A 25586-nucleotide genomic window follows, 5' to 3' on the forward strand; every position below is an offset into this window, starting at 1 on the left:
CGACCACCGACATCATGCGAGGTTCAAGCACGTGAGCAGCACCAACTCCCCCTCCCCGTCCCCCTCCCCCGAAGCCTGGTGGAAGTCCGCGGTCGTCTACCAGATCTATCCGCGCAGCTTCGCCGACTCCGACGGGGACGGCGTGGGAGACCTGCGCGGCATCATCGGGCGGCTGGACCATCTCGCCGATCTCGGTGTCGACGTCCTGTGGCTGTCGCCGGTGTACCCGTCCCCGCAGGACGACAACGGCTACGACATCAGCGACTACCAGGACATCGATCCGTCCCTCGGTACGCTCGCGGACTTCGACGACCTGCTCGCCGCCGTCCACGCGCGCTCCATGAAGCTGGTCATGGACCTCGTCGTCAATCACACCTCCGACGAGCACCCGTGGTTCACCGAGTCCCGGCAGGGGCCGGACAGCCCCAAGCGTGACTGGTACTGGTGGCGGCCCGCGCGGGACGGGGCGGCCCCCGGCACCCCGGGCGCCGAGCCCAACAACTGGCGCTCCTTCTTCTCCGGCCCCGCCTGGGAGTACGACGAGCCGGCCGGCGCGTACTACCTGCATCTCTTCTCCCGCAAGCAGCCCGACCTCAACTGGGAGAATCCCGAGGTCCGCGGGGCGGTCCACCGGATGATGAACTGGTGGCTCGACCGGGGCGTGGACGGCTTCCGGATGGATGTCATCAACCTCATCTCGAAGGACCCCGCGCTGCACGACCGCACCCATCACGGCGCGGGCCCCCGGATCCATGAATTCCTCCAGGAGATGCACCGCGAGGTCTTCGCCGGGCGTCCCCAACGGCTGCTCACCGTCGGCGAGATGCCGGGCGTCACCGTCGAGGAGGCCAGACTCTTCACCGATCCGGCCCGCGCCGAGGTGGACATGGTCTTCCAGTTCGAGCACGTCGGACTCGACCACGGCGACGGCAAGTTCGACGTACGGCCGCTGAATCTGCTCGATCTGAAGGCGTCGCTCGGCCGCTGGCAGGACGGCCTCAGCGAGGTCGGCTGGAACAGCCTCTACTGGAACAACCACGACCAGCCCCGCGTCGTCTCCCGCTTCGGCGACGACGGACCCGGCCACCGGGTCAGGTCCGCGACGATGCTCGCCACCGTCCTGCATCTGCACCGCGGGACGCCGTACGTCTACCAGGGCGAGGAACTGGGCATGACCAACGCCCCGTTCACCTCCATCGACGACTTCCGCGACATCGAGTCGCTCAACCACTACGCGGAGGCGGTCGATCGGGGCACCGACCCGGCGCGTGTCCTGGCGGGGCTGCGGGCCATGGGGCGCGACAACGCCCGTACGCCGATGCAGTGGGACGCCTCCCCGCACGCCGGGTTCACCACCGGCACCCCCTGGATCCCGGTCAACCCGAACCACACCGGGATCAACGCGCGAGCGGCGTACGGCGATCCGTCGTCCGTCTTCCACCACTACCGCCGGCTGATCGCGCTCCGGCACTCCGAACCAGCCGTGGCACACGGCGACTTCACCATGCTGCTGTCGGCGGACCCGCGTGTGTACGCCTTCACCCGACGGCTGGTGGCGGCGGACGGTACGGCGACCGAACTGCTGGTCCTCGGCAACTTCACCGGCGACGTGGCCGAGGTCGAGCTGCCGGACGACGGCTGGCGGGACAGCGAGCTGCTGATCGGCAATGTCCCGGACCCCGGACCCGTGACCACCACGGTCTCGCTCGCCCCCTGGGAGGCACGGGTCAACCGTCGGCGCCGCCCGACGGCCTGAGTCCCGGCGTCGAGCCCGCCCGCCCACCTCCGTCCACCCCGCCTGGCTCGTCCGGCCCGTGGACGAGCGTTGACAGCCGCGCGGACCATGGACCAGTCTCCATGGTCATGCAGCCCCCCAGTGGCCTCCGGGTCACTCTTGTGGAGCGCCGCCACGTCGACCTGGTCCGTGTAGCGAGCGCCATCTGTTGCGTGTGAACCGCCCGGTCCCCAGGGACTGAGCTCTCCTTCGTCTCCCCTTCACCTGTACCGGCCGCGTGGCCGCGTCGTGCCCAGGCACGCCCCACGGGCCATCACTCTCTGGAGAAGTCGTGGTTTCGCACGCGTCGAAGTCGAAGCTGTCCCGCCGCACCTTCGGCGGGGTCGTCGGGGCCGGTGCCGCCGCCGCGGCCGTCGGAGCGACGGGCGGCCGTGCGGTCGCCTCGGAGCACGAGACGCGGCCGGCGGAGCGGGAGTTCCGCGCCGCCACGGGGCGCCGGCCACGCCGGCCCAACATCCTTTTCATCCTGGGCGACGACCTCGGCTGGGCCGATCTGTCCAGTTACGGAGCCACCCACATCAGCACCCCGAACCTCGACCGGCTGGGCCGGCAGGGTGTGCGGTTCACCGACGCCTACGCCGGCTCGGCGACCTGCTCGCCGACCAGGTTCTCGCTCTACACCGGGCGCTATCCGGGCCGTACGAAGGGCGGGCTGGCCGAGCCCATCGCCGACAGGTCCGTCGGTCTGGAGCCGACCCATCCCACGCTCGCGTCACTGCTGCGGGGCGCCGGGTACGCGACGGCGCTGATCGGCAAGTGGCACTGCGGCTTCCTGCCCGACTACTCCCCCACCCGGTCCGGCTGGGACGAGTTCTTCGGGAACTTCGGCGGGGCGCTGGAGTACTACTCCAAGCTCGGGCAGGGCGGCGAGTACGACCTCTACGAGGGCGACGCCGAGTACCAGGACCTGCGCTACTACACCCGGATCCTGACCGAGCGGGCGAGCGAGTACGTAAGGCGCGACCACCGCGAGCCCTGGCTGCTCAACCTCAACTTCACCACCCCGCACTGGCCTTGGACAGCGGACGGTGACACGCGCGAGAGCGCGGAGATCGTGCGCCGGATCAAGGCGGGCGACCCGGGGGCCCTGTGGCACAGCGACGGCGGGTCGGTGGAGAAGTACCGGGAGATGGTCGAGGACCTGGACCGCTCGGTCGGCCAGGTGCTCGACGCGCTGCGCCGCTCTGGCCAGGAGCGCGACACGCTCGTCTTCTTCGCCAGCGACAACGGCGGGGAACGCTTCTCGTTCAACTGGCCGCTGAGCGGCAACAAGGCCTCGCTGCTGGAGGGAGGTATCCGGGTGCCGGCCGTGCTGCGCTGGCCGGCCGCCATCGACGGCGGACAGGTCAGCTCGGCTCCGGTGTTCACGCCCGACTGGACCGCGACACTGCTGGAGCTGGGCGGCGCCCGCCCCCATCCGGCCTATCCGCTCGACGGCCGCAGTCTGGCCGGCCACCTCCTGCGCGGCGACGCGCCGCCGAGCGGCCGTGACCTGTTCTGGCGGGTGCGCGGGGAGCGGGCCCTGCGGCGCGACGAGTGGAAGTACTACCGGGGCAAGTCGGGTCAGGACCAGCTCTTCCACCTCGGGTCCGACCAGCGTGAACAGGCCGACAAGGCGGGCCTGCGCCCGGAGTTGCTGGCCGAGCTGCGCACGGCGTGGGAGCGCGTGGACGGGGACCTGCTGCCGTATCCGGCTCAGTCCGCCTGAGCGTCGGAGCCGCCTGTCCCGAGGGAGTCGCCTGTGCCGAGGGAGCCTCCTTCCCCGAGGGAGCCGCCGCCCGCCTCGTCCTCGGGGAAGGCCCGGCGTACGAACGAGGCGATGTGGTGGTGGAGGGCGTCCCCGGCAGCCGTGGCGTCGCCCGCGACCGCGAGCCGGAGGATCTCGCGGTGCTCGGCCGCCTCGCGCTCCCAGGTCGGGACGGCCGCCCACGCCACGGTGGACACGAGGGCGGCCTGGTCGCGGATCTCGTCCAGCAGCCGGGCGAGCAGCGGGTTGCCGCAGGGCAGATAGAGTGCCCGGTGGAAGTCGCGGTTGGCGAGCGACCTGTCCGCCCGGTCCGCCGCCGACTCGGCCCGGTCCAGGGCGTCCTGGGCCGCGTCGAGCCGGGCCGCACGGCTCACCGAGCGGCGCAGCGCCTCCGGTTCGAGCAGCAGCCGGACGTCGTACACCTCTCGTGCCATGGCCGCGTCGACATGCCGTACGACAACTCCCTTGTACTGGCTCATGACGACGAGGCCGGTACCGGCGAGGGTCTTGAGCGCTTCGCGTACGGGCGTCTTGGACACGCCGAACTGGGCGGCGAGTTCGGCCTCGACCAGCGCCTGACCCGGTCGGAGCCGCGCCGTGAGGATGGCGTGCTTGATCGCCTCCAGGACGTACTGGGTGCGGGACGGTATCGGAGTCGGCGTGAAGGTCATGTGTCTCATATATGACGTATGAAGTACGACGCGTCAACGGCATTGACCGAAGACATACGCAAAAATGAGTTGGCCCCGGGGATGAGTCCCCGGGGCCAACTCGGCCGTCCCGCAGGTCGCTTACGGCCTGTCAGTCACACGCCACGAGCCGGAGCCGCGTGCCGCTATCTGCCGATGGTGAAGGTGTCGATGTCGAACAGGGAACCGCCGCCACCGGTGAAGCTGAGGAACAGCGGCCCGGTCGGTGTGCCCGTCAGCGTGGTGGACACATTCTGGAAGGTCTCCCAGCCGCCGGTGTTCGGCACCGCGACCGTGCCGACGACCGGTCCGGTCGCCGAGCCCGAGCGGATCGTGACGGTGCCGCCCGCGCCGGCCGACGAGACCTTCGCGGCGAAGGTCTTCGCTCCGTTGAGCGACGCCTGGGAGTAGCCCGCCCAGTCGCCGTTCTCGATGTAGCCGAGGGTCCGGCCGCCGCTCGCCGGAGCATGGTCGGCCGCCTGGACGCCCTGCCCCGAGGTGTAGGACTCCCCTTCGTAGGTGGTCGACTGGGGCGGTGTGGTGCCGCCCAGTTCCTTGATCCTGATGTTGCGGAAGGACACGTCGTCACCGGTGCCGTGGTTCTGGATCCCGATGTGCCCCTGCTGGAGCGAGCGCACCGGGTCGGTGTTGGTGAAGTCGTTGATCCGTACGCCGTTGAGGAAGACCTGGAGCCGCTCCCCCTCCACCCGGATCTCGTACGCGTTCCAACTCCCCGGCGGATTCAGGGCGTTGTCCCGGGCCGCGATGTCCGCCGCCTTGAAGCCGTAGACGGACCCGGTGGTCCGGTCGGCCGCGTCGGTGGAGTCGATCTGGATCTCGTAGCCCTGGTTCACCGACGTGTTGACGTCGTCGGAGGCCGGGAAGCCCACGAACACACCGGAGTTGTCGTCCCCGGCCATGCGCCAGTCCAGCTTGAGGGAGTACGAGGCGTACTCCTTCGTGCGGTACCAGTACAGGCCCATGCCGCCCTGCGCGTTCAGGGTGGCGTCGGTGTTGGTGAAGCTGCCCGGTCCGGCCTGGGACCAGCCGGTGGTGGAGCCGTTGTAGAGCGTCGTGTAGCCGGTCTCCGCGCGGCAGTCGGCCTTGGCGAAGCCCGCCGCGTACCGGATGCCGCCGAGCAGCAGCGACCGGAACGCGGGATCGGCGTACGACTCCTGGGTGTGGCCGAGTCCGGTGTAGAAGGACCGGCCGTTGCCCTGGGGATGGCACCACGTGATGGGGTGGTCACCCATGTCCCCGCCGGAGTAACTGGTTTCGTCCATGCTCTGGAGCACCCGGACCTGCGGGCGGGGATTGGTGCGGTAGTTGTACCACTCGTCGACGCGGGACCAGGTCTGACCCAGGTGCGAGGTGGCGGCGTGGGTCCGGTCCTCGTTCTTCACCGTGGCCCGCGGGGTCCCCGCGGGGTGGCTCTTGAACCAGGCGCCGACGAGCTGCTGGTACTGCGGCCACTCGTACTCGGTGTCGGCCGCCGCGTGGATGCCGAAGTAGCCGCCGCCACCGTCCACGTACCCCTGGAGCGCCGACTGCTGACTGGCGTTCAGGACGTCGCCGGTGGTGGAGAGGAAGACGACGGCCTTGAAGCCGGCCAGGTTCGACGGGGTGAAGGCGTTGCTGTCCTCGGTGGCGGTGACGGTGAAGTTGTTGGCCGCGCCGAGGTCGCGGATGGTCTGGGTGCCGACGGGGATGGAGTCGTGGCGGAAGCCCGCCGTCTTGGAGAAGACGAGGACCTTGTACGCGGGGTCGGCAGCCTGGGCCGCGGTGGCCGGTGCCAGGAGTGACGCGGCGAGGCCGAGGGTGAGGGCGAAGGCCGCCGCGGCGGTCTTCGGCAGGGTACGGAGCTGACGGAGCATCACTGTCTCCTTGACTCGCGTCACTTGGTGAGAGTGAGGGTGTCGATGTCGAAGAGCGAACCGGCCCCACCGGTGAAGGTGAGGAACAGCGCCCCGGACGATCCGGTACCGGTCAGCGCGGTGGAGACGTTCTGGAAGGTCTCCCAGCCGCCGGTGTTGGGCACGGCGACGGTGCCGAGGACGGCTCCGGTCGCCGAGCCCGAGCGGATCGTGATGGTGCCGCCGGCGCCGGCCGAGGAGACCTTCGCGGAGAAGGTCTTGGTCCCGGCCGTCGGGACGGAGGCGTAGCCCGCCCAGTCGCCGTTCTCGATGTAGCCGAGCGTGTTGCCGCCGCTCGCCGGGGCGTGAGCGGCCGCCTGGACGCCCTGCCCCGAGCTGAACGACTCGCCCTCGACGGTCTGGCTGGAGCCGCTGGTGCCGGTGGTGAAGGTGAAGGCGTCGAGGTCGAAGAGGTTGCCCTGCCCGGTCACGCCCTTGAAGACGAGGAACAACTCCGTCGACGCGGCAGGGGCGTTGGTGAGATTCGCCGACACGTCGACGAAGTTCTCCCAGCCGCCGGTGGGTGCCACGGCCACCGAGCCGAGCAGCGTGCCGGTCGCGGACCCGGCCCGTACCTCCAGGCTGCCACCGACGCCGCCGGACGCGACGCGGGCGGTGATCCTGTTGGCGTTGGACACGTTGTAGGGCTTGAAGGAGACCCAGTCGTTGTTGTCCGTGAAGCCGACGGTGCTGCCGCCCTCGGCGGTGCCGTGCGCGGCGACCTGGATGCCGCCGGACTGGGCGGAGAAGTGCTCACCCTGGCGGTGCCGGGGCTGGAGGATTCGGGCGCTGTGCGTGGTCAGCCCGGCGCCGTCGGTGTACTCGGCGTCGAAGACGCCGTAGATGTTGGCGGCGCTGTCGTGCTCGCCGTCGGCGGGCACGTTGAGGTTGCCCGAGCAGCCGGTGGCCTGGGTGATCTGGTGCCGGTGCTCGTCGTGGCCGAGCAGATAGGTGACCTTGACCTTGGAGCAGTCGATGGCCCCGTCCTCCGGGTCGCTGACGGTGACCTGGAAGGGCACGGTGTCACCGAAGGAGAACAGCTGGCCGTCCTTGGGGCTCTGGAGTGTCACGGTCGGAGCGGTGTTGCCCGCCGTGACGACCAGGCTCGCCGTGCCGGTCAGACCTTCCGGGTCCCGCACCGTGAGCGTCGGCCGGAAGGTGCCGTTGGTGGTGTACGTGTGGCTCGGGTTGGCGGCCGTGGAGGTGGTGCCGTCGCCGAAGTTCCACGAGTACGTCAGGGCCTTGCCCTCGGGGTCGGCACTGCCGGCCGAGGAGAACGCGACGGTCAGCGGGCTGGGGCCGGACACCTTGTCCGCGGCGGCCTTGGCGACCGGGTTGCGGTTGGCTGCGCCGACGTACTCGACGCGGTACAGGGCCTGGTTGTTGCCGCCGGTGCCGTAGTCCAGGACGTACAGCGCGCCGTCCGGTCCGAAGGCCTGGTCCATGACCTGGGTGCCGGTCCACGGGAAGGCCTCGATGACGCCGGGGGTACCGTCCGTCTTGACCTCGATGGCCTTGATCCACTTGCGGCCGTACTCACCGGCGAAGAAGCGGCCGTCGAGCGACTGCGGGAATTTCACGTTCGAGTTGAGGTTGGCGTCGTAGCGGTAGACCGGACCGCCCATGGGCGACTCGGAGCCGCCGCCGAACTCGGGCGGGGTGCCCGCGTCACCGCCGTACTTGATCCAGCTCGACTTGGCGGCGGGCAGGGTCGGCAGGCCGGTGTTGCGGAACGAGTTGTTCGCGGGCGCACCGCAGTTGTACTTCGCGGCGGACGGGCCGCTCGGGAAGGTGTACTCGCTGTACGTCTCGTTGGCCGTGTTCGTGCCGGTGCAGTACGGCCAGCCGTAGTTGCCGGGGCCGGTGATGCGGTTGAACTCGACCTGGCCGCTGGGCCCGCGGCTCGCGTTGGTGACGCCCGCGTCGGGTCCGTAGTCGCCGAGGTAGACGATGCCGGTGGCCTTGTCGACGGACATGCGGAACGGGTTGCGGAAGCCCATCGCGTAGATCTCGGGGCGTGTCCGCGCGGTGCCGGCCGCGAACATGTTGCCGGACGGGACGGTGTAGCCGCCGGCCGCGGTCGGCTTGATGCGGAGCACCTTGCCGCGCAGGTCGTTGGTGTTGCCCGAGGAGCGCTGGGCGTCGAACTGCGGGTTGCGGTCGGTGCGTTCGTCGATCGGCGAGTAGCCCGACGACTCGAACGGGTTCGTGTCGTCGCCCGTCGTCAGGTAGAGGTTGCCCTGCGCGTCGAAGTCGATGTCACCGCCGACGTGGCAGCACTGGCCACGGTCGTTGGGGACTTCGAGCACGACCTTCTCGCTGGCCAGGTCGAGCGTGTTGTCGGCCTTGAGCGTGAAGCGCGAGAGGTTGAGGTGGCCCTTCCACGGCTCGAACGCCGCGGCGTTGCCCGTGACGGGCGCGTCGCCGCCCGGCGTGCTGAGCTTGGGCGAGTAGTACAGGTACAGATACCGGTTGCTCTGGAAGTTCGGGTCGGCGGCTATCCCCTGGAGGCCTTCCTCGTCATGGGTGTAGACGTCCAGCTTGCCTGCCGATTTGGTGTTGCCCGCGGCGTCCGTGTAGCGGACCGTACCGTCCCTCGCCGTGTGCACGACGGCGCGGTCGGGCAGTACGGCGAGTGACATCGCCTCGCCCAACTCGGCCGAACCGAGCGCGAGTTGTACCTGCTGGTAGTCGCCTGCCGGGATGGCGGCGGGTGCTGCGGGTGCTTCTTCGTGACCGGGGTGACCGGGGTGGGCGGCGGCGGTGGGGACGCTGATCGCGCCGCCACTCACCACCAGACCCAGTACCGCGAGCCACCTCAGCCACTTCTGTCTCGGGCGCGGCCGTCCTGAGAGTCCTGACATCGAGCTTCCTTCCATACCTGATCAAGGGAAGAGAGACAGGCGGAAGCGCGGGCGAGCGCGCCACCGTGTCTCACTCAGGGAGGAACCTGCCGCCCGGGCGATGTCCCGTCACCCGGGGAGCAGCCGTACTGGTCCGTGCAGGGGCATGCGATACGGCACCGAACATTCGCGGGAAACCCGCGAGAGTTTCGCATGCTGGCAACGGGCCACTAATTTGTCAAGGGTCTATCCAAATTGCCTTGACCTGCTGCTGGATCGACACGGCGCGAGGAGCGCTCCGGCGGATGGTTCCCGGCCGTTGACGCACACATCGGATTGCGTTCGCACACTGAACAAATGCCGCAGTCGCGGCATGGGACGGACAGATGTCAGGGCGGACCCGCAGGAGAACCCCCGCGTCGCGGTGGGGGTGGATACACCCCATGATGTGCCGTTCAGCCCCCGTGATCTCGCGGTCCGGAAAGACCAAGCTCATGCCATCGGCCGGAACGCGGCCGGGGACACGCACAACGAGGGGATTCACCATGAGCCGCGACAGAACCGCCGGGACGGGCATCGAAACGGGCACCGAGACGGCCATCGGTACAGGCGCCCAAACGGGCACCGAGACGGGCACCGGAATCAAGGCCGGACCCCGGACCGGGAGCGTCCGCGGCGGCAGGCCCGCCCGCCGGCGCGTCGTCGCCCTCGCCCTGCTGGCCCCCGCGCTGATCGCCACGGCCGCCCCCCTCGCCGCCGCACGGGACGCCGGGCCCGCCGCCGTACAGCGCCAACTGGACCTGCTGGTCGAGCGGGACGGGGTGCCCGGCGCACTCGCGTACGTCAACGGCCGGACGTACACCGCCGGGACGGCGGAGGTCGGGACGGGCCGGCCGATGGTCGACGCCGACGCGCGCTTCCGACTGGCCAGCGACACCAAGGCGTTCACCGCCACCGCCGTGATGCGGCTGGTGGTGGACGGCAAAGTACGGCTCGACGCGCCCGCCGGGCGCTATGTCCCGCAGCTGGCGGAAAGCACCGTCACCGTACGGCAGTTGCTGAAGCAGCGGAGCGGACTGCCCGAGTACACGAGTCTGGTCGACTGGAACGGCGGCGGACCGTACACGGACGAGAGCTTCCTCGCCCTCGCGCTCGACAAGGGGCAGGACTTCGCGCCCGGCACGGAGTGGGGTTACTCCAACACCAACTACCTGGCGCTGGGCCTCCTGATCAACAAGGCGTCGGGCCAGGACTACCGCACGTACATCGAGCGGACCGTGCTGCGCCCCCTCGGCCTGCGGAACACCTACTGGCCCGCGCCCGGCGAACTGACCCTGCGCGGCGCGCACGCCCACAACTACGGCTACCACCCCGCCGATCCCGGAGCGGGCGTGGTCGACGTGACCGAGCTGCCCGGTTACGAGTTCGGACCGTCCGGCGGACTGGTGTCCACCCCGAAGGACCTCAACACCTTCTGGGAGGGGCTGTTCGCCGGCCGGCTGCTGCCAGACCGGGCCGTACGGCAGATGACCCACGACACGACGGACGTCAGCGGGCGGGACGTCTATCCGCAGGGCAGCCGTTACGGGTACGGGGTCGCGAGCATCCCGCTGAGCTGCGGCGGCGCGTACTGGGGCCACGGCGGAGACCTGCCGGGCAACTCGGTGGGCGGCGGCCACGCCACCACGGGCCGGGGGAACGTGACCGTCTACACGACGACCTGGGCGGCGGAGGGCGACCGGCTGGACCACTTGCAGGGAGCGGTGGACGCCGCGCTGTGCGCGAAGCGCTAGGACCTGTCTTCAAAGTCCCGCCTGGCCCGCGACGCCTGGACGGCACCTCTCCCCCGTAGGCCCCGAGGGGGCCACGGGGGTGCCCCCTGCGTTGTCGGAATCGACCAAGTACGCCCGGGCCATCCACAACGCCGATCCTCCGCCTTGCGATGCACCGCACCAACGAGACATCAGCCGCTCCGCAGCGGGCGCGGGCCCCGCCCTGCGGGCGGACGGCGCTACTTTGAAGACACGCCCTAGGGGGTGTCCGCGGGGTCTACTGGTCTGGCCCGCCGGCCGTCGCCTCCAGTCGTACCAGGTCGTGCGGGGTGATGCCCGAGGCCGTCGAGACGTCCTCGACGGCCTCGCCGCGGCGTACGGCGAGGACCGCCTCGATCTCCACATCGGCGCGCGCGGCGTCGACGGCCGCCTCGGCATCACGCAGTCGCTGTACGGCCAGTTCGAGTTGAGCCAGATCCATGACCGGAATGCTCGCACACCCCCACGGTCAGGGCGCCCACGGGCCGTCGACCGACCAGATCGTGTCCTCGGTGAACGAGGCGGGGTTGTCCCAGGCCCGCGGACCGCCCCGAGTCGCCATCCACACCTCCGAGTTGATGTGCCGCAGATAGCTGCCGGCCAGGTTGTACGCGGCGAGCCGTACTCCCCCGGCGGCGGGCAGCGCGCAGAACGTGGCGTCGGCCCGGAAGAGCGCGGAGCCGTCGCCCGCCTCCTTGTACACACGGAAGTCGCGGTGCCGGAGGTACTGGCCGGGATAGTTCCGGGACTCGAAGGAGTAGCAGCCGCTGCCCGCGAGTCCCGGGACGATCTTCCAGGTGGCGTCGTTCTTCAGCAGGCTGTCGCTGTTCGCGTCGACGGGCGCGGTGAACGCGAGCCCCTCCTGGTGGCGCAGGTACTTGCCCGTGTGACCGGGCGTCGTCACCCGCAGCGACTTGTTCTGGCCGGTGGGCAGCGTGACCGGAGGCGGCGGGTTGCGCGAGGCCTCGACGAGAGCGAGGTTGGCGGCCCTGACCCGGGCCGCGTCGACCTTGACCACCTGCCGGTCGTACGTCAGCAGGCCGTTGGCCTCGTTCTCGACGTCGGTGATCTCGGTGTAGACGGACGCGGACAGACCGCTGGGCAGCTGGTTCTCGCGGAGGGTGTCGATGAGCCCGACGAAGCGGTTGTTCAGCGCGGAGACGCTCGCCTGGTCCTCGTAGCTGAAGCCGCCGCCGGGATACCACTCGTGTCCTGGCACCTTCCAGCCCAGCCCGCCGAACTCGCCGAGGACGGCCGCACGGGTGGCCGTCGGTGTCGTCGTGCCGGGTCCGACGTAGACGTGGTTGTCGATGACGTCACCGTTGCCGCCGTCGACCGAGCCGCAGCAGTTGACGCCGCTCATGTTGTTGACGAGGCGGGAGGGGTCGTACGCCTTGACCTCGTCGGCGATCCGGGCCTGGTCGTACTGGCCCCAGCCCTCGTTCTGGTTGACCCACATGACCAGGGACGGTGAGCTGCGGTGCTGGTCGATGATCCGGTCGTACTCCGCCTCCCACTGCACGCGCGCGGCGCTGTCCGGAGTCCGGGTGTCCATCGCGGGCATGTCCTGCCACACCAGCAGACCGAGCCGGTCGGCCCAGTAGAACCAGCGCTGCGGCTCCACCTTGATGTGTTTGCGGACCATGTTGAAGCCCAGGTCCTTGTGCTTCTGGAGGTCGTAACGCAGCGCCTCGTCGCTGGGCGCGGTGTAGATGCCGTCCGGCCAGTAGCCCTGGTCGAGCGTGCCGGTCTGGAAGACGAACTTGCCGTTGAGGAGCGGGCGTTGGACGCCGCCGACCTTGCCGACGGAGATGGAGCGCATCCCGGCGTAGCTGCCGACCGAGTCGACGGTCGCGCCGCCCGTGCCCGACAGCAGGTCGGCCTTGATGTCGTACAGGAACGGATCCTCGGGGGTCCACAGGCGCGGGTTCGGGATCGCCACCGAGAACTGGCTGTTCACCGGCCCCGTGCCGGTGGCCACGGTCGTACCGCCGGAGGAGACCGTCACCCGTGCGGTCTGGCCGGCGATACCGGCGCCGCGGACGGTGACCTTCAGCGTGTTGTCGGAGAGGCTGGGCACCATGTCGAGCCGGGTGATGTGCGCGGACGCGGTGGGCTCCAGCCAGACGGTCTGCCAGATGCCGGACGCGGCCGTGTAGAAGATTCCTCCGCCGGGATGCGGCGTGACCTCGCTGATCCGCTGTTTGCCGACGGCCTGGCCGCCGGTCTGGGACGGGTCGAAGACCGAGACGACGACGGTGTTGGTGCCCGCGGTCAGCAGCGGCGTGATGTCGTAGGTGAACGCGTCGAACCCGCCGCTGTGGGCCGCGCCGGCCTGCCGGCCGTTGACCCAGACCGTGGTCTGCCAGTCACTGGCCCCGAAGTTCAGCTGGACGCTGCGGCCGTTCCAGCCCGCGGGCACGGTGAAGTTCCGCTTGTACCAGAGCTTGTCGCTCTGGGTGATCCTGCGCTGGATGCCGGAGAGGGCCGACTCGGCGACGAACGGGACCCTGATCTGCTCGGGGAACGTGGCGGGCTGCCCGGCGTTCGCGCCGGTGACCGCGAAGTCCCAGATGCCGTTGAGGTTGAGCCAGTCGGGGCGGGTGAGCTGGGGGCGCGGATACTCCGGCAGCGGGTTGTCGACCGGGACCTGGTTCGTCCACGGGGTGGTCATCGGCGACGGTTTGGGCTGCCAGGCGGCGGCCTTCGCCTCGGCGGGGCCGCCGGCCACCACCAGACTCGCGCACAGGAGCAGCAGGGCGCCGAGCCAGGCGGTGACGCGGTTGCGGGTGAGCGCGGGGGTACGGGTGGGGGTATCGGTGGGGGTGGGGCACAGCAGCGAGGCATACGAGGTGTACGAGGCGTGCATGGTCGATTGCCCTCCTCGGTCATCGGGCGAGGACGGTGCTGGTTCGGCCCGTAGGCATCTTTTACATCGTTGGAGGAAGGCTGTACACCCTCCTCGCACGGGCCCGTTCCGCCGGGCTGCGCGGCGGCGCGGCAGGCGTGATGATGGCACTGCCCGCCGTACCGAAGGCCAGTCACAAGGAGGACCACCCATGAGCGTCATCCCCGCGGACCCGGCGGTCGCCGCGTTCGTCTCGGCGATCAACGGCGGCAACAGGGATGCCTTCTTCGCCGTTCTGACCCCGGACGCCACGATGTCCGACGACGGCAGCGACCGTGACCTCGCGGGCTGGGTGGACAAGGAGATCTTCTCCGCCGACGGCCGGATGGACATCGAGACCGCCTCCGACGAGGGCCGCGCCCTGACGGCGACGTTCACCAACGCCACGTACGGCACCATGCGGACGCGCTGGGCGTTCACCGTCACGGACGGCCGTATCAGCCGCTTCGAGACGGGCCAGGCGTAGCGGGGCAGGGCCGTTTCCCACCTCGACCTCAGCTTCAACCTCAGTTGCGGCCAAGCGGATCGATGAGTTCGGGGCGACTTCCGGGTCACCACTGACAGCGGGGTCGCACCATCCCCGATCCGTACAGAGGAGAGACCGATGCGCCGTCCGACACCCCACACCGCGCTGAGCCGGCTGGACGCTCTCGTGGGCGAGTGGGACATGTGGGCCGCCGGACACCGGGCGGGGCCGGTCCGGACCGAGTTCGCCTGGCTGGAGGGCGGCGCCTTTCTCGTCCAGCGCGCGGACGCGGGGCCCACGACGGCGTTCCCGCCGGAGTGGGGACCGCATGTGCCGTTCCCCACCAGCACGATCATCGGCTACGACGACACGGCCGACGAGTTCACGACGCTGTACGCCGACGGCCGGGGCGTCGCACGTGTCTACCGTACGAGCCTGACCGCCGGCGTATGGAAGCAGTGGCGCGCGGCACCGGGCTTCCACCAGCGGTTCGCCGCGACCTTCGACGAGGCCGGCGACACGATCCAGGGCGGCTGGGAGCGGTCGGAGGACGGCGAACACTGGGCGTCCGACTTCGACGTCACCTACGTCCGGGCCACCGACTGAGGACGTACGCCGTCAGGAGCCGAGTGCGTGGCCCGTCGTCGCGTCGACATGGTCCGGGACCTCGTCGTGCCGGTCGCCGACCGTCGACGTCCCGGAGGGCTCGAACAGCAGGATGGCCGCCTGGGACGGGGCGTACGGCTTGTGCTCCGTACCGCGAGGGACCGTGAACACCGCACCTCGCGGCAGTACGACCGTGCGCTCGCCGGCGGGCTCGCGCAGCGAGATCTGAAGCTCTCCTTCGAGTACCAGGAAGAACTCGTCGGTGTCGTCGTGGACGTGCCAGACGTGCTCGCCCTGGACCTTGGCCACGCGTACGTCGTAGTCGTTGACGCGGGTCACGATACGAGGGCTCCACAGGGCGTCGAAGGAGGTGAGCGCCTTGTCGAGGGAGATGGGCCCGTTGGGTTCATTGCTCATGCCTCCATGCTCGTCCGTTCCGCGCGGCCGGCGTGAGTGCTAGGAATTGCATATGACGAAAGAATCCTCGCACGGCCCACTCCGGGGTGGCCCGAGTGCTCCTCGGCGCACCCACCGGGTCGTCGTGATCGTGGACGAGAACTCGAACCCCTTCGAGCTCGGCTGCGCGACCGAGATCTTCGGCCTGCACAGGCCCGAGATCGGCCGTGATCTCTACGACTTCCGCCTCTGCTCCCCCGAGCCGAGCACCCTGATGCGAGACGGATTCTTCACGCTCACGGGCGTCGCCGAGCTGGCGGTGGCCGACACCGCGGACACCTTGATCGTCCCCAACCGGCCCGATGTCGAGGTGCCCCGCCGCACGGCCGTGCTCGACGCCGTCCGGCGGGCCCACGCGCGCGGCGCGCGCCTGGTCGGCTTCTGCAGCGGCGCCTTCACCCTGGCCGAGGCGGGGGTGCTCGACGGGCGGCGGGCCACCGCGCACTGGCAGTGGGCGGACTCCTTCCGGGCCCGCTTCCCCTCCGTACAGCTGGAGTCGGACGTGCTGTTCGTCGACGACGGCGACATCCTCACGGCGGCGGGGAGCGCCGCCGCGCTCGACCTCGGGCTGCATGTGGTCCGTCGTGACCACGGCGCGGAGGTCGCCAACTCCGTGAGCCGACGGCTGGTCTTCGCCGCCCACCGGGACGGCGGGCAGCGGCAGTTCGTGGAACGTCCGGTGCCCGACCTGCCGGACGAGTCACTGGCGCCCGTCCTGGCCTGGGCGCAGGAGCGACTGGACTCTCCGCTCACGGTGGCCGACCTGGCGGCGCGCGCGTCGGTCAGTCCCGCGACGCTGCACCGGCGCTTCCAGGCGCAACTGGGCACCACTCCGCTGGCGTGGCTCACCGGCGAACGGGTCGCCCTCGCCTGCCGGTTGATCGAACGGGGCGAGTCACGCTTCGAGTTGGTCGCGCGGCGCAGCGGCCTCGGCACCGCCACGAATCTGCGGACGCTCGTCCGTCGCGAGACCGGACTGACGCCGTCGGACTACCAGCGCCGGTTCGGCCCCGGCCCGAGCTGATGACCGGACCGGACCGGGCTGGACCGAGCCGGACCGGTCCGGTCCGGCCCGCCGTAGGTCAGTCCTGACGGACCCGGGCGTGCAGGTGCATGTCGTGCCACCCGTCCGCGTGCAGCGCGGCCCCCCGTCGTACGCCCTCGTCCGCGAACCCGGCCTTGACGGCGACGCGACACGACGCCTCGTTGGCGGTGGAGTGCTCCAGTTCGAGCCGGTGGAACCCGGCCTCGCCCAGCGCCCAGTTCGCCAGCGCGGTGACCGCGCGGGGACAGACACCGCCGCCCCGCGCCGCGGGCATCATCCAGTAGGCGATGTCGGCCGTCCCGTCCGTCAGGTTCCACGCCTTCAGTGACATACGGCCGAGCGGAGCCCCGGTCTGCGCGTCGGCCACCGCCCAGTGTCCGGCGGTCTCCTCGCCCCAACTGCGTTGCCACTCCTGGATCCACCCCCGTGCCTCGTCCACGGAGTCGGCTCTGCGCACGTGCCAGCGCTGAATCGCCGGATCCCGGAACGCCTCCGTCACGGCGTCGGCATCACTGATCAGCCAGGGCCGCAACAGCGCCCCGCCCGAGACTGTCAGTGTCGGCTGACCGGACCCGGCGAACGAGCCGACGGGTATCGCGCGGTCGATCAGGTACGGCATGGCGTCTCCCTCACCGGTCCGCCTCGTCAGCGCCGTCGTTACCGGCGTCACGGCCACTGGCGCCGTCACCGTCACCGCCGCCGTCACCGCCGCCGTCGCCGCCGCCGTCACCGTCACCGAGGAGCTCCGCGATCATCTCCGCGAACTCGTCCGGTGAGGCGATCCGCGTACCGAGCTTCTCCGCCTTCTCCCGCTTGGACCCGGCGTTCTCACCCGCGACCAGGAGGGACGTGCGCTTGGAGACGCTGGACGAGGACTTGCCGCCCGCCCGCTCGATCAGTTCGTTCATCTCGTTGCGCGAGAGCTTCTCCAGCGGTCCCGTCATCGCGCCCGTGACCACCACGGTCATTCCGTCCAACGGGCCACTCCCCGCTGCGACTTCGCCGTCCGCGACGGCCGCCGGGTCGTCCGACGGAGGCGTCGCGCCGGGCTCGATCATGTTGACCCCGGCCGCACGCAGCTTCTCGATCAGCTCCGCCAACTCGGCCAGCTCCGCCACGATCGTCGGAGCCTTCTCCACACCGATCCCGTCGACGCGCTGCATCGCCTCCTCGCCGGCGGCGCACAGCACGTCCATCGCCGCGAAGTGCCGTGCGATCCGGCGGGACATGGAGCGTCCGGTGCCGCGCACGCCGAGCGCGGCCAGCACCCGGGAGAGCGGCTGCCCCTTGGCGCGCTCGATCGCGGCCAGGAGATTGTCCGTGCTGGTCTCCCCCATCCGGTCGAGCCCGAGGATCTGCTCACGGGTGAGCGTGAACAGATCGCCGATGTCCGCGACGAGACCGGAGTCGACGAGCTGGACGACACGGGTCGCCCCCAGACCCTCGATGTCGAACTGGTCGCGTCCGGCGGCGTACGAGATGGAGGCGACGACATGGCAGTTACGGCCCCGCACACAGCGCCAGCGCTGCTCGGAGGTGTCGATGTCCGAGCCGCACTGCGGGCACACCTCGGGGAAGACGATGGCCTGCTCCTCCCGCGTACGCAGATGCGCGACGGGCGCCTCCACGCGGGGGATGATGTCGCCCGCCTTGTACACCATGACGTGGTCGCCGATCCGCAGGTCACGGCGGGTGATGTCGTTCGGGTTGTGCAGGGTGGCGTACGTGACGGTCGAGCCGTCTATCTCGACCGGTTCCAGGACCGCGCGGGGCGCGATGGTGCCCGTACGGCCGACGTTCCACTCCACGTCCAGCAGCCGTGTCACCTTCTCGACCGTCGGCATTCGTTGACCAGTGTCTGTTGTTGCAGCGGGTCGTTAAGGTTCTCGTGACAATGACTGATGCGGCAGCGCGCCGATGGCAGGTGCACCGATACGACTTGGGGCGAGAGTTCGGTGAACTCGCCGGTGCCTTCGATGGATTCGCGCCGGATCTTGCCTCGTGGGTGCGTGCTGTCGGCGGGCGTGACGGCCAGAGCTTCCTGATTGACCCGAATGGCCAGCCGGACCTGCGTGTCAACGCCTGCCTCGGTTCTGCGAAGTGGCGCAACCTCAGAGACCGTTCGTACCGTGACTACACATACTCGGTCGGTGTGTGGCTGAACTACCTGGCGCCCAAAGCGGTGAACTGGTGGGAGGCGGTCGAGGACGACGCTGAGGAGTTCCTGTTCTGGCGTGTAACCGATCCTGCGAACGAGGGTTCCATCCAGACGAACTCGTTCGCCCGAGACCTGGCGGCATTGAAGAAGTTCTACAAGTGGACGCGCAAGAAATATGGGACCACCCATCCCTTCGAGGACTTCGACCCTCCGCGCGCCACCCGCCGGGAGGACGTGAAGTGGCTCGACTCAGGCGGTTTCCGGCGATGGCTTGACCTGGGAATTCGTGGGATGGATCTGTCCGGGCGCCCCGATCGTTGGTGGCGAGGCCGCAACGAACAGCGGGACACGGCCTTCTGCGAAGGCCTCTACGGCAACGGACTGCGGGTCTCGGAGTGGGCGAGCGTGATACTTCCCGAGCTGCCAACCTACGACCGTCGCCGGACTTACTACACCTGCCAGTTGGCGGACGCCTGCGCCAAGGGTGGCTACGGACACCCGTATTGGACCCCTCGCTCTTCGATGAAGGGACTGTTGTCCTATGTCGAGAGCGCGCGGGCCGCGGCGGTGCGGCGGGCCCAGGTAGCGGGGCGCTATGAGCGGGTGGAGGGGCGGCGGCTGGTCATGGCGGCGCAGGGCACGGAGTCGGTGACGCTGGAGGGCGTCCGCGGCGGGGCCGAGCGGAAGCTGTGGAATGACATCGGTCCTCGTACGCGGCTGCGCCTGTTCCAACGCACTCCACAGGGCTTGGAGCCGCTCGCTCTCTGGCTGAACGAGGACGGGCTGCCGCGTGACAGTCGGGGGTGGGAGCACACCTTCGACGTAGCAAACCAGCGGATCGAGATGCTGGGGCTAAAGAACTTCTCCTGCACCGCGCACATGCTGCGCCACTCTTTCGCCTTGAAGTGGTACGCGATTGGAAAGCTGGTCTGGGCCGCGCGGCTGGGTCACGTGAGCGAGGACGAGCGACGGGATTTCCGCGAACAGTTCGGCGATTACTGGCACCTGGTCCAAACAATGCTCGGGCACCGCCAGGTGGAGACCACCAAGGAGGTCTATCTGGAGCCGTTTCGAACCCTGGAGGTCGAGATGCTGCTGGCGCAAGCCGAGGGCTTCCCGGTCGATGTGTTCATGGCGGATGTATTCACCGCTCACCCACGGGTCCGCACTGATCCGCTGGCGGTTGGCCGGTGAGCGGGCGTGGCCGGCGGGCGTCGCTGCCCGACGGTGGGCCGAGGACGAAGTACGGGCTGCTGCCGGGAGAGGTGGTGCGGTGCTTCAGCTGGGACGGGGAAGACCACCGCGACTACGACCTGTCCGTGTTGACCATGGCGGCGGGGCTGCGGGACGTTCTGGTGGCCGCGTTCGTCAAGCGGGTCGCACCCGGCGCGGGACTGAACTCGCTGAATTCGATGAACCATGTCTACGGCGTGCTGGTGAAGTTTGACCGCTATCTGGCGTCGCTGCGATGGCCCCCGAGGGAAGTGCAGCACTTGACGCCTGAGCATTTCGACGGGTTCTACAAAAGCCGCAAGCACTTAGCGTGCGGGCCGGATGAACTCAGCGAACTGCGGCTTCTGCTGGCCGAGGCGGACGGGCTCACCGATGTAATGGCTGGAAGAGTCGCTGCCGCGTTACCGGGGCGGCATCGGAAGAACACGTCGAAGGAGAGCTACAGCCGGGCGGAGTTCAAGCGCATTGCGGACGCCGCCCGCTCGGATCTGCGCGCGGCGGCGCGGCGCATCCGAGAGAACCGCGAGCTGCTGCGGCAGTTTCGAGACGGAGAACTGGAGGTCGGCGATGACCAGCAACTGGCGCTGAGGCTTCAACTGCTGGATTGGGCGGACCGGTTCGCCGATGTTCCCCGCTACGTCCGGGCCTCTGGAGTGGCCGCTGGCCGGAGCTTTCCGCAGCGATGGATCAAGAAGCAGTTCGGCTCGGTCAAACACGTCGTGTCCTGGCTTCATCTGACGATGGATGAGATCGCGGCCGGCGCGGTGCTGATGGCGGCGATGACTGGTGAGAATCCGGAGGTGATCCACAAGACGCCGGCGGCGCATCATCGTGCGGACGGCTACAGCGGCGGGCCCGGCACGGCGATCGTGGACCTTCGCAAGCTGCGGCGGGGCCGACGCGCCTACATGAACCTGGCGCTGACCGATGTCCCGGACTGGATCAGCATCCCGGAGAAGCCGGAGGAAGTCCGGACCCGGGATGAGCTTCACACGCCCTTCGGGCTCTACATTCTGCTCCACGAGCTGACCGCCCGTTCCCGGGCCATGACCGGCGGCAAGCGATTGTTGATCGGGTATGCGAGCACCGACGCAGGTGATGGGAGCGGTGCAAGCCGCAGACTGCGGCCGTTCCCCCACTGTCTGTTGGTCACCCGACTGAGCAGGGCCTGGTCCCTGCCGTCCGACACACTCGACCAGGATGGCAGGCCGGTTCCGCTGGTGGTGCGTCTTGACCTGTTGCGGCTGACTTATATCGAGCTCAATCAGAGGCCGGTCGCACACACCGAGAAGACTGCGGTGACGCACTACATGCTCCGCAATCGGGGCAACGTCACCGAATACCGCAAGGTCGTCGCCCAGGTCTTGGCCAGCGAGGTCGACAAAGCGCGCGCCCGCGGAACGGTGACCGTGATGAGTGCGCAGGAGGTCGAGCGGGCCCGTATCGATCCGGTATCTGTGGCCAATGAACTGGGACTTGACCCGGCCGTCTTGAAACGCATGATTGCCGGGGAGCTGGACACCGTTCTGGCGTCTTGCACTGACAACAAGAACGGTCCGCACGCGCCGGCCGGGCAGCCCTGCCCGGCCTCGTTCATGCTCTGCCTGGGATGCGAGTGTGCCAGAGCCCTGCCGCAACACGTCCCGGTCCAGGTACTGGTTCACGACCGACTGCTCCAACGGCGGGACGAAATGGATGTTCTGCGATGGGCCGAGCGGTTCGCCGGCCCGCATGCCCAGCTGGCCGATCTGCTGGACCAGCACGATGATGCAACCGTCACCGATGCCCGGCGGAATGCCACCGCGTCCGATCGCGCTCTCGCCGACCGTTTCCTCAACCGGGAGCTCGACCTTCGATGACCACTCCTGCACCGCTTGACGTCTGGGGCGAGATCCCGGCGGGCACCCAGTGGCCCGGTCCCGAAACCTTGGTCCTTCTGAATCGCGACCTTCGACCGGAGGCAGACCGATCGAGGCTGTCCCGGTTCCGTGACGACCGTTGGGACCTCAACCCCGCGATCTTCGAGGATCACTACCCCTCCACGACCTTGAACTTCGCTGCTATTCCGGCCGAACTGAGACTCACGGCCAAGTTCTACGTCTGGCAGCTACTGAACCACACCGAATACCGGAAAGTACGCGGCGCCAGGGGTCAGCGGAGCGCCGTTGTAACCATCGCTCGGGCATTCGCCAACGGACTTCAATCGGTACTTGCGTGGTTCGCCGCCCAAGGCGTGACACAGTTCCGCCAGGTCACCCAGGACCTGCTGGACAACTACCTTGTCGCGCTTAGGGACGATGAAGTTCCCCTGGCCTCCGGATACCGTCAAATCACCGAGGTCCGCCGCCTTTGGGGATACCGGGACATCCTCCCGCCACTGATGCGGTTGCCGGACGCCCCACCCTGGGCGGGAGAAGACACCCAGGAATTGCTATCGGGGAGACATGTCCACCGCCAGAACCGCACCCGGCGCATCGGCGAGCCCACCATGCAGATGCTCCTGCTCTGGGCGATTCGGTTCATCGAGGATTTCTCCGAGGACATCCTCGCTGCCCATGCCGAGCGTCTTACACTGCACGCCAACACCACCGAGGGGAGGCGAAGGGCCGGCACCAACCGCCAACCTCGTTACCGCCCCGGCGAGCTGCGGCCGAAGCTCATCGCCTACCTTGAAGATCTGCGCGAGCGCGGCGAGGCCCTGCCAGGGACACGCACGGTCAGCGGTGATCTGGTCGTCAACTGGCGACACTTGGCTGCGGTCCTGAACTGCGCAGAATCCGCCAAGCACACCACTGCCGCCCGGCTGGTGGACGAATCCGGCCTTCCGATCAGCGAGTTCTCCTATGTCGGACCACGCGTCTCCGGCCGCTTGGACGGCCAGCCCTGGAGATCGGACCGCATCCATTACGACGAGCCGCCCCGGCTCGCCCGGCTGCTGAGCACCGCCTGCTTCATTATCATCACTTACTTGTCCGGCGCGAGAGTCGGAGAAGTCCTGAACCTGCGACGCGGCTGTATCACGCACCATGCGGACACCGGGTTGTGGTTGATGGAGGGTCTGTACTTCAAGGGGGCCGCAGACGAGGACGGGAGCAAGATTCCCGAAGGGGAACTCCGGCACGATCCCTGGGTCGTCGTCGAGATCGTCGCCCGCGCGGTAGGCGTCCTGGAGCGGCTTCACCCCAGTCCGTTGCTCTTTCCCGTCCAGATCGAGGTCTATCTCAAGCGGCCGCCAGGCAGGAAGCGTCTGGGCGAGGCGCGGCAGGACAAGGACATCAACAAGGATCTGGCCGCTTTCGTGACCTGGGTGAACACCGAATGTGAACGCCGCGGCCGCGCGGACCTCATCCCTGATGACGGTCGCGGCAGTCTCAAGGGCAGTCGGTTCCGCCGCACCTTGGCCTGGTTCATCCGCCGCCGGCCCCGGGGCCTCATCGCCGCCTCCATTCAGTACGGTCATGCCCACACTCGAATGCTCCAGGGCTACGCGGGCACCTACGAATCGGGGTTCCCCGACGAGTACGCCTTCGAGGACTGGCTCCACCGCCTCGAATGCCTCGCCGACGATGAACAAGCTCTCAATGACGGAGAGCATGTCAGCGGACCGGCCGCCGACACCTACCGATACCGGGTCAATGCCGCCAGCCGCGAGTTCGGCGGCCGAGTGCTGACCAAGGAACGTCATGCCCGCGACCTGCTCGGCAACACGCTGCTGCAGATCCACCACGGTGAAGGCATGACCTGCGTCCTCAACCCCGCCACTGCCGCATGCCAACTCAGAGGGGACGCCGACGATCCCCAAGTCACCCCGGACCACGACGACTGCCGCCCAAAATGCGTCAACCTCGCGCGCACCGATCGCGACATCGAGTACGTCAAGCGCCGGGCAGCAGAGCTCGCAGAGATCGTCGCGGATCCACTGGCCCCACCGGTTCGTCACGAGCGCGAACAGCACGAGCTCAACCGTCTGAGGTCAATCATCGAAGCACATGAGCAGGGAGCCACAGGCCGATGACCTTTCCCCTCGAGAACGAGACGGACCCCGTCCGCCGAACCATCATCGCCGCGATGAACCGCCTGTTCGCCGGCACTCCGCAACGGTCAAACGGGCGGCTCAACGTAAGCCAGCTGGCCATTGAGGCCGACGTCAAACGCTGGCACCTCACTCACCAGCATCCAGACCTCAAAGATCTCTTCCAGGCCAAGACCTCCGAGGAGGAGACGGAGCGAGCCTCACACATCCGGTCGGCGGACGCCTACAAGACGCTGAGGACGCAACACACCACGCTCCAGGCCCACTGCCGCTTCCTTGAGGAGCGGCTGCAGATCTACGCGACCGCCTTGAACCTAATGTCCCTGGAACACGCCGCGCTCAGCGGACAAGGCACGGCCACGGCTAAGGTCCATACCCTTCCCCGGCAGCCTGCGCATCTTCCCTGACCGCTGGCTCTGCATGCTCTGCTGCCGTCGGCTAGGGCGTGTTTTAGAACTGGGTCCGCGTCTCGCCTCGGGCCGTGATGATCTCGGTGTGGGGCGAGGGGATCTTTCAGATGAGCAGTGGGCGGTGCTGGGGGTGTTGTTGCCGGTCGCTGTGTTGGGCACGCCGTCGGTGTGCCGGCGGCGGTTGATCGACGGGATTCGCTGGCAGGTGCGGGCCGGGGCCCGTGGCGTGATCTGCCGACAGAATACGGTCCGTGGCAGACCGTCTATGGGCTCTTCCGGCGCTGGCAGCGCGATGGGGTCTGGTCGGCGGTGTTGACCGGATTGCAGGCCCGGGCGGACGCAGCCGGGCTGATCACCTGGGAGGTGAACGTGGACTCCACGATCTGCCGGGCCCATCAGCACGCGGCCGGTGCCCGGCGTGACGGCCAGACCCAGAAGGAACCGCCGGGCGGCCACCAGGACGAACCCGACGATCACGGCCTGGGCCGTTCCCGCGGCGGCTGGACCACGAAGATTCACCTGGCCTGCGAACAAGGTCAGAAGCCGTTGTCGCTGCTGGTCACAGCCGGACAGTGGGGAGACAGCCCGCAGTTCACAGCCGTGTTGGAAGCCATCCGGGTTCCCCGTCTCGGGCTGGGCCGGCCACGGGTTCGTCCGTTGCGGGTCCGTGGCGACAAGGCGTATTCATCGCGCGCGAACCGCGCCTACCTGCGTCGGCGCGGGATCCGCTGCACGATCCCGGAACCTGCCGATCAGGCCGGCCACCGAAAGCGCCGGGGCACGGTCGGCGGGCGGCCTCCGGCCTTCGACCGTGAGGACTACAAGGCCCGGCACGCGGTCGAGTGCGGCATCAACCGGCTGAAGCGGAACCGGGCGGTGGCCACCAGGTTCGACAAGCTCGCGGTCCGCTTCGAGGCGACCGTTCTCATCGCCGCGATCAACGAATGGCTGTGACCTGCCAGGGGTGTCGGTCCGGCATGTCATTCTGGCCGCGATCAGGTCAGCGGGTTGAGGGGAGATGGGGCCGATGGGGGCTGAGTACTACCGGGCCGAAAGTGAGAGCGGCGACCATATCGAGGACCCGTCCGAGGACGCGCTGTTCATGCTGATCGACGACCTCAACGACACAGACAACACCTTCGTCGTCGTCCAGCCCGACGAAGACGACCCGGCCTGGTTCACGTCCGTCGCTGTCCTGGACGAAGGCGGCTACGAGGTCGTCCGCCGAGACACCACCCGCCGCGAACACGACGTCGCCACCGAGACCAGCATCGACCAGATCGCCGGCGACCTCACCATCTGGATGGCCACCCGCGACCTCCCCGGACGACCCACCCAGCACACCAGCAACTTCTAAAACACGCCCTAGCCCTCCTCCGCGTGGGTGCGGCAAACCGGACCTTCAGTTCGATGGCGGCTCACGGGGCCCAGCAGTGCACATTTCCACACGGCCATGATGGGTAGTTCACACAA

Annotated in this window: 20 protein-coding genes and 1 pseudogene; 13 read left to right on the forward strand and 8 right to left on the reverse strand. The window is 68.8% G+C overall.

Going from position 1 to position 25586, the window contains the following annotated elements:
* Positions 1-31 precede the first annotated feature (31 nt).
* The 3 genes from ACFT9I_RS01140 to ACFT9I_RS01150 all read left to right on the forward strand — a co-directional run bounded on the left by ACFT9I_RS01140 (position 32) and on the right by ACFT9I_RS01150 (position 3503).
* Positions 32-1756 (forward strand): alpha-glucosidase, encoded by a 1725-nt coding sequence (locus ACFT9I_RS01140; RefSeq protein WP_382559097.1) that lies wholly within the window; start codon positions 32-34, stop codon positions 1754-1756.
* Between the two features lie 107 nt (positions 1757-1863).
* The gene (locus ACFT9I_RS01145; RefSeq protein WP_382559099.1) at positions 1864-1953 is read left to right on the forward strand and encodes a putative leader peptide; all 90 of its coding nucleotides are present in this window, start codon (positions 1864-1866) and stop codon (positions 1951-1953) included.
* A gap of 113 nt (positions 1954-2066) precedes the next feature.
* Positions 2067-3503, forward strand: coding sequence for a sulfatase (locus ACFT9I_RS01150; protein ID WP_382559101.1), 1437 nt, complete (start codon positions 2067-2069; stop codon positions 3501-3503).
* Here the strand turns inward: ACFT9I_RS01150 and ACFT9I_RS01155 are convergent.
* The 3 genes from ACFT9I_RS01155 to ACFT9I_RS01165 form a co-directional block, all read right to left on the reverse strand.
* Positions 3491-4213 (reverse strand): GntR family transcriptional regulator, encoded by a 723-nt coding sequence (locus ACFT9I_RS01155; protein WP_382559103.1) that lies wholly within the window; start codon positions 4211-4213, stop codon positions 3491-3493. The genes ACFT9I_RS01150 and ACFT9I_RS01155 overlap by 13 nt on opposite strands.
* Positions 4214-4377: 164 nt before the next feature.
* A complete protein-coding gene (locus tag ACFT9I_RS01160) occupies positions 4378-6105 on the reverse strand; it encodes a ThuA domain-containing protein (RefSeq protein WP_382559104.1) in 1728 nt (575 codons plus the stop codon).
* 20 nt (positions 6106-6125) lie between these two features.
* Positions 6126-9008, reverse strand: coding sequence for a carbohydrate-binding protein (locus ACFT9I_RS01165; RefSeq protein WP_382559106.1), 2883 nt, complete (start codon positions 9006-9008; stop codon positions 6126-6128).
* A gap of 524 nt (positions 9009-9532) precedes the next feature.
* Between ACFT9I_RS01165 and ACFT9I_RS01170 the strand changes: the two genes are divergently transcribed.
* The gene (locus ACFT9I_RS01170) at positions 9533-10780 is read left to right on the forward strand and encodes a serine hydrolase domain-containing protein (RefSeq protein ID WP_382559108.1); all 1248 of its coding nucleotides are present in this window, start codon (positions 9533-9535) and stop codon (positions 10778-10780) included.
* 256 nt (positions 10781-11036) lie between these two features.
* Here the strand turns inward: ACFT9I_RS01170 and ACFT9I_RS01175 are convergent, their stop codons facing one another.
* Together ACFT9I_RS01175 and ACFT9I_RS01180 are read right to left on the reverse strand one after the other, a co-directional pair.
* Positions 11037-11240, reverse strand: coding sequence for a hypothetical protein (locus tag ACFT9I_RS01175; protein WP_382559110.1), 204 nt, complete (start codon positions 11238-11240; stop codon positions 11037-11039).
* 27 nt (positions 11241-11267) lie between these two features.
* The gene (locus ACFT9I_RS01180; protein ID WP_382559112.1) at positions 11268-13667 is read right to left on the reverse strand and encodes an AbfB domain-containing protein; all 2400 of its coding nucleotides are present in this window, start codon (positions 13665-13667) and stop codon (positions 11268-11270) included.
* A gap of 190 nt (positions 13668-13857) precedes the next feature.
* Here ACFT9I_RS01180 and ACFT9I_RS01185 point away from each other — a divergent pair, with 190 nt between their 5' ends.
* Both ACFT9I_RS01185 and ACFT9I_RS01190 read left to right on the forward strand, forming a co-directional pair.
* Positions 13858-14172 carry a nuclear transport factor 2 family protein gene (locus ACFT9I_RS01185; RefSeq protein ID WP_382559114.1) on the forward strand — a complete coding sequence of 105 codons (315 nt, stop codon included), beginning with the start codon at positions 13858-13860 and terminating at the stop codon, positions 14170-14172.
* A 138-nt stretch (positions 14173-14310) separates the two neighbouring features.
* A complete protein-coding gene (locus ACFT9I_RS01190; RefSeq protein WP_382559116.1) occupies positions 14311-14778 on the forward strand; it encodes a hypothetical protein in 468 nt (155 codons plus the stop codon).
* 12 nt (positions 14779-14790) lie between these two features.
* Here ACFT9I_RS01190 and ACFT9I_RS01195 read toward each other — a convergent pair whose 3' ends face one another.
* A complete protein-coding gene (locus ACFT9I_RS01195; RefSeq protein WP_382559118.1) occupies positions 14791-15195 on the reverse strand; it encodes a cupin domain-containing protein in 405 nt (134 codons plus the stop codon).
* 52 nt (positions 15196-15247) lie between these two features.
* Between ACFT9I_RS01195 and ACFT9I_RS01200 the strand changes: the two genes are divergently transcribed.
* Positions 15248-16258, forward strand: coding sequence for a GlxA family transcriptional regulator (locus ACFT9I_RS01200; protein ID WP_382559120.1), 1011 nt, complete (start codon positions 15248-15250; stop codon positions 16256-16258).
* 58 nt (positions 16259-16316) lie between these two features.
* Here the strand turns inward: ACFT9I_RS01200 and ACFT9I_RS01205 are convergent, their stop codons facing one another.
* Positions 16317-16898 (reverse strand): GNAT family N-acetyltransferase, encoded by a 582-nt coding sequence (locus tag ACFT9I_RS01205; protein ID WP_382559121.1) that lies wholly within the window; start codon positions 16896-16898, stop codon positions 16317-16319.
* Between the two features lie 118 nt (positions 16899-17016).
* A pseudogene (locus ACFT9I_RS01210) lies at positions 17017-18126 on the reverse strand (BRCT domain-containing protein); the annotation flags it as partial.
* Between the two features lie 47 nt (positions 18127-18173).
* Here ACFT9I_RS01210 and ACFT9I_RS01215 point away from each other — a divergent pair.
* The 6 genes from ACFT9I_RS01215 (at position 18174) to ACFT9I_RS01240 (ending at position 25470) form a co-directional block, all read left to right on the forward strand.
* The gene (locus ACFT9I_RS01215; protein WP_364536601.1) at positions 18174-19631 is read left to right on the forward strand and encodes a site-specific integrase; all 1458 of its coding nucleotides are present in this window, start codon (positions 18174-18176) and stop codon (positions 19629-19631) included.
* Positions 19628-21529, forward strand: a complete 1902-nt coding sequence (locus ACFT9I_RS01220) for a hypothetical protein (RefSeq protein ID WP_364536501.1) — start codon at positions 19628-19630, stop codon at positions 21527-21529. Before ACFT9I_RS01215 ends, ACFT9I_RS01220 begins: the two co-directional genes overlap by 4 nt.
* Complete coding sequence (locus ACFT9I_RS01225; protein WP_382559124.1) at positions 21526-23685, forward strand: hypothetical protein; 2160 nt, start codon at positions 21526-21528, stop codon at positions 23683-23685. Before ACFT9I_RS01220 ends, ACFT9I_RS01225 begins: the two co-directional genes overlap by 4 nt.
* Positions 23682-24110 (forward strand): hypothetical protein, encoded by a 429-nt coding sequence (locus ACFT9I_RS01230; protein ID WP_364536495.1) that lies wholly within the window; start codon positions 23682-23684, stop codon positions 24108-24110. The genes ACFT9I_RS01225 and ACFT9I_RS01230 overlap by 4 nt, the downstream gene beginning before the upstream one ends.
* A gap of 88 nt (positions 24111-24198) precedes the next feature.
* A protein-coding gene (locus ACFT9I_RS01235; protein WP_382559126.1) for an IS5 family transposase occupies positions 24199-25067 on the forward strand; the annotation gives its coding sequence in 2 pieces (ribosomal slippage) (positions 24199-24331 and positions 24331-25067; 870 coding nt in all).
* A 73-nt stretch (positions 25068-25140) separates the two neighbouring features.
* Positions 25141-25470 (forward strand): hypothetical protein, encoded by a 330-nt coding sequence (locus tag ACFT9I_RS01240; RefSeq protein ID WP_382559128.1) that lies wholly within the window; start codon positions 25141-25143, stop codon positions 25468-25470.
* Positions 25471-25586 lie beyond the last annotated feature (116 nt).

The sequence above is a fragment of the Streptomyces sp. NPDC057137 genome (assembly GCF_042670825.1).
In the GTDB taxonomy this organism is placed as follows: Bacteria; Actinomycetota; Actinomycetes; order Streptomycetales; family Streptomycetaceae; genus Streptomyces.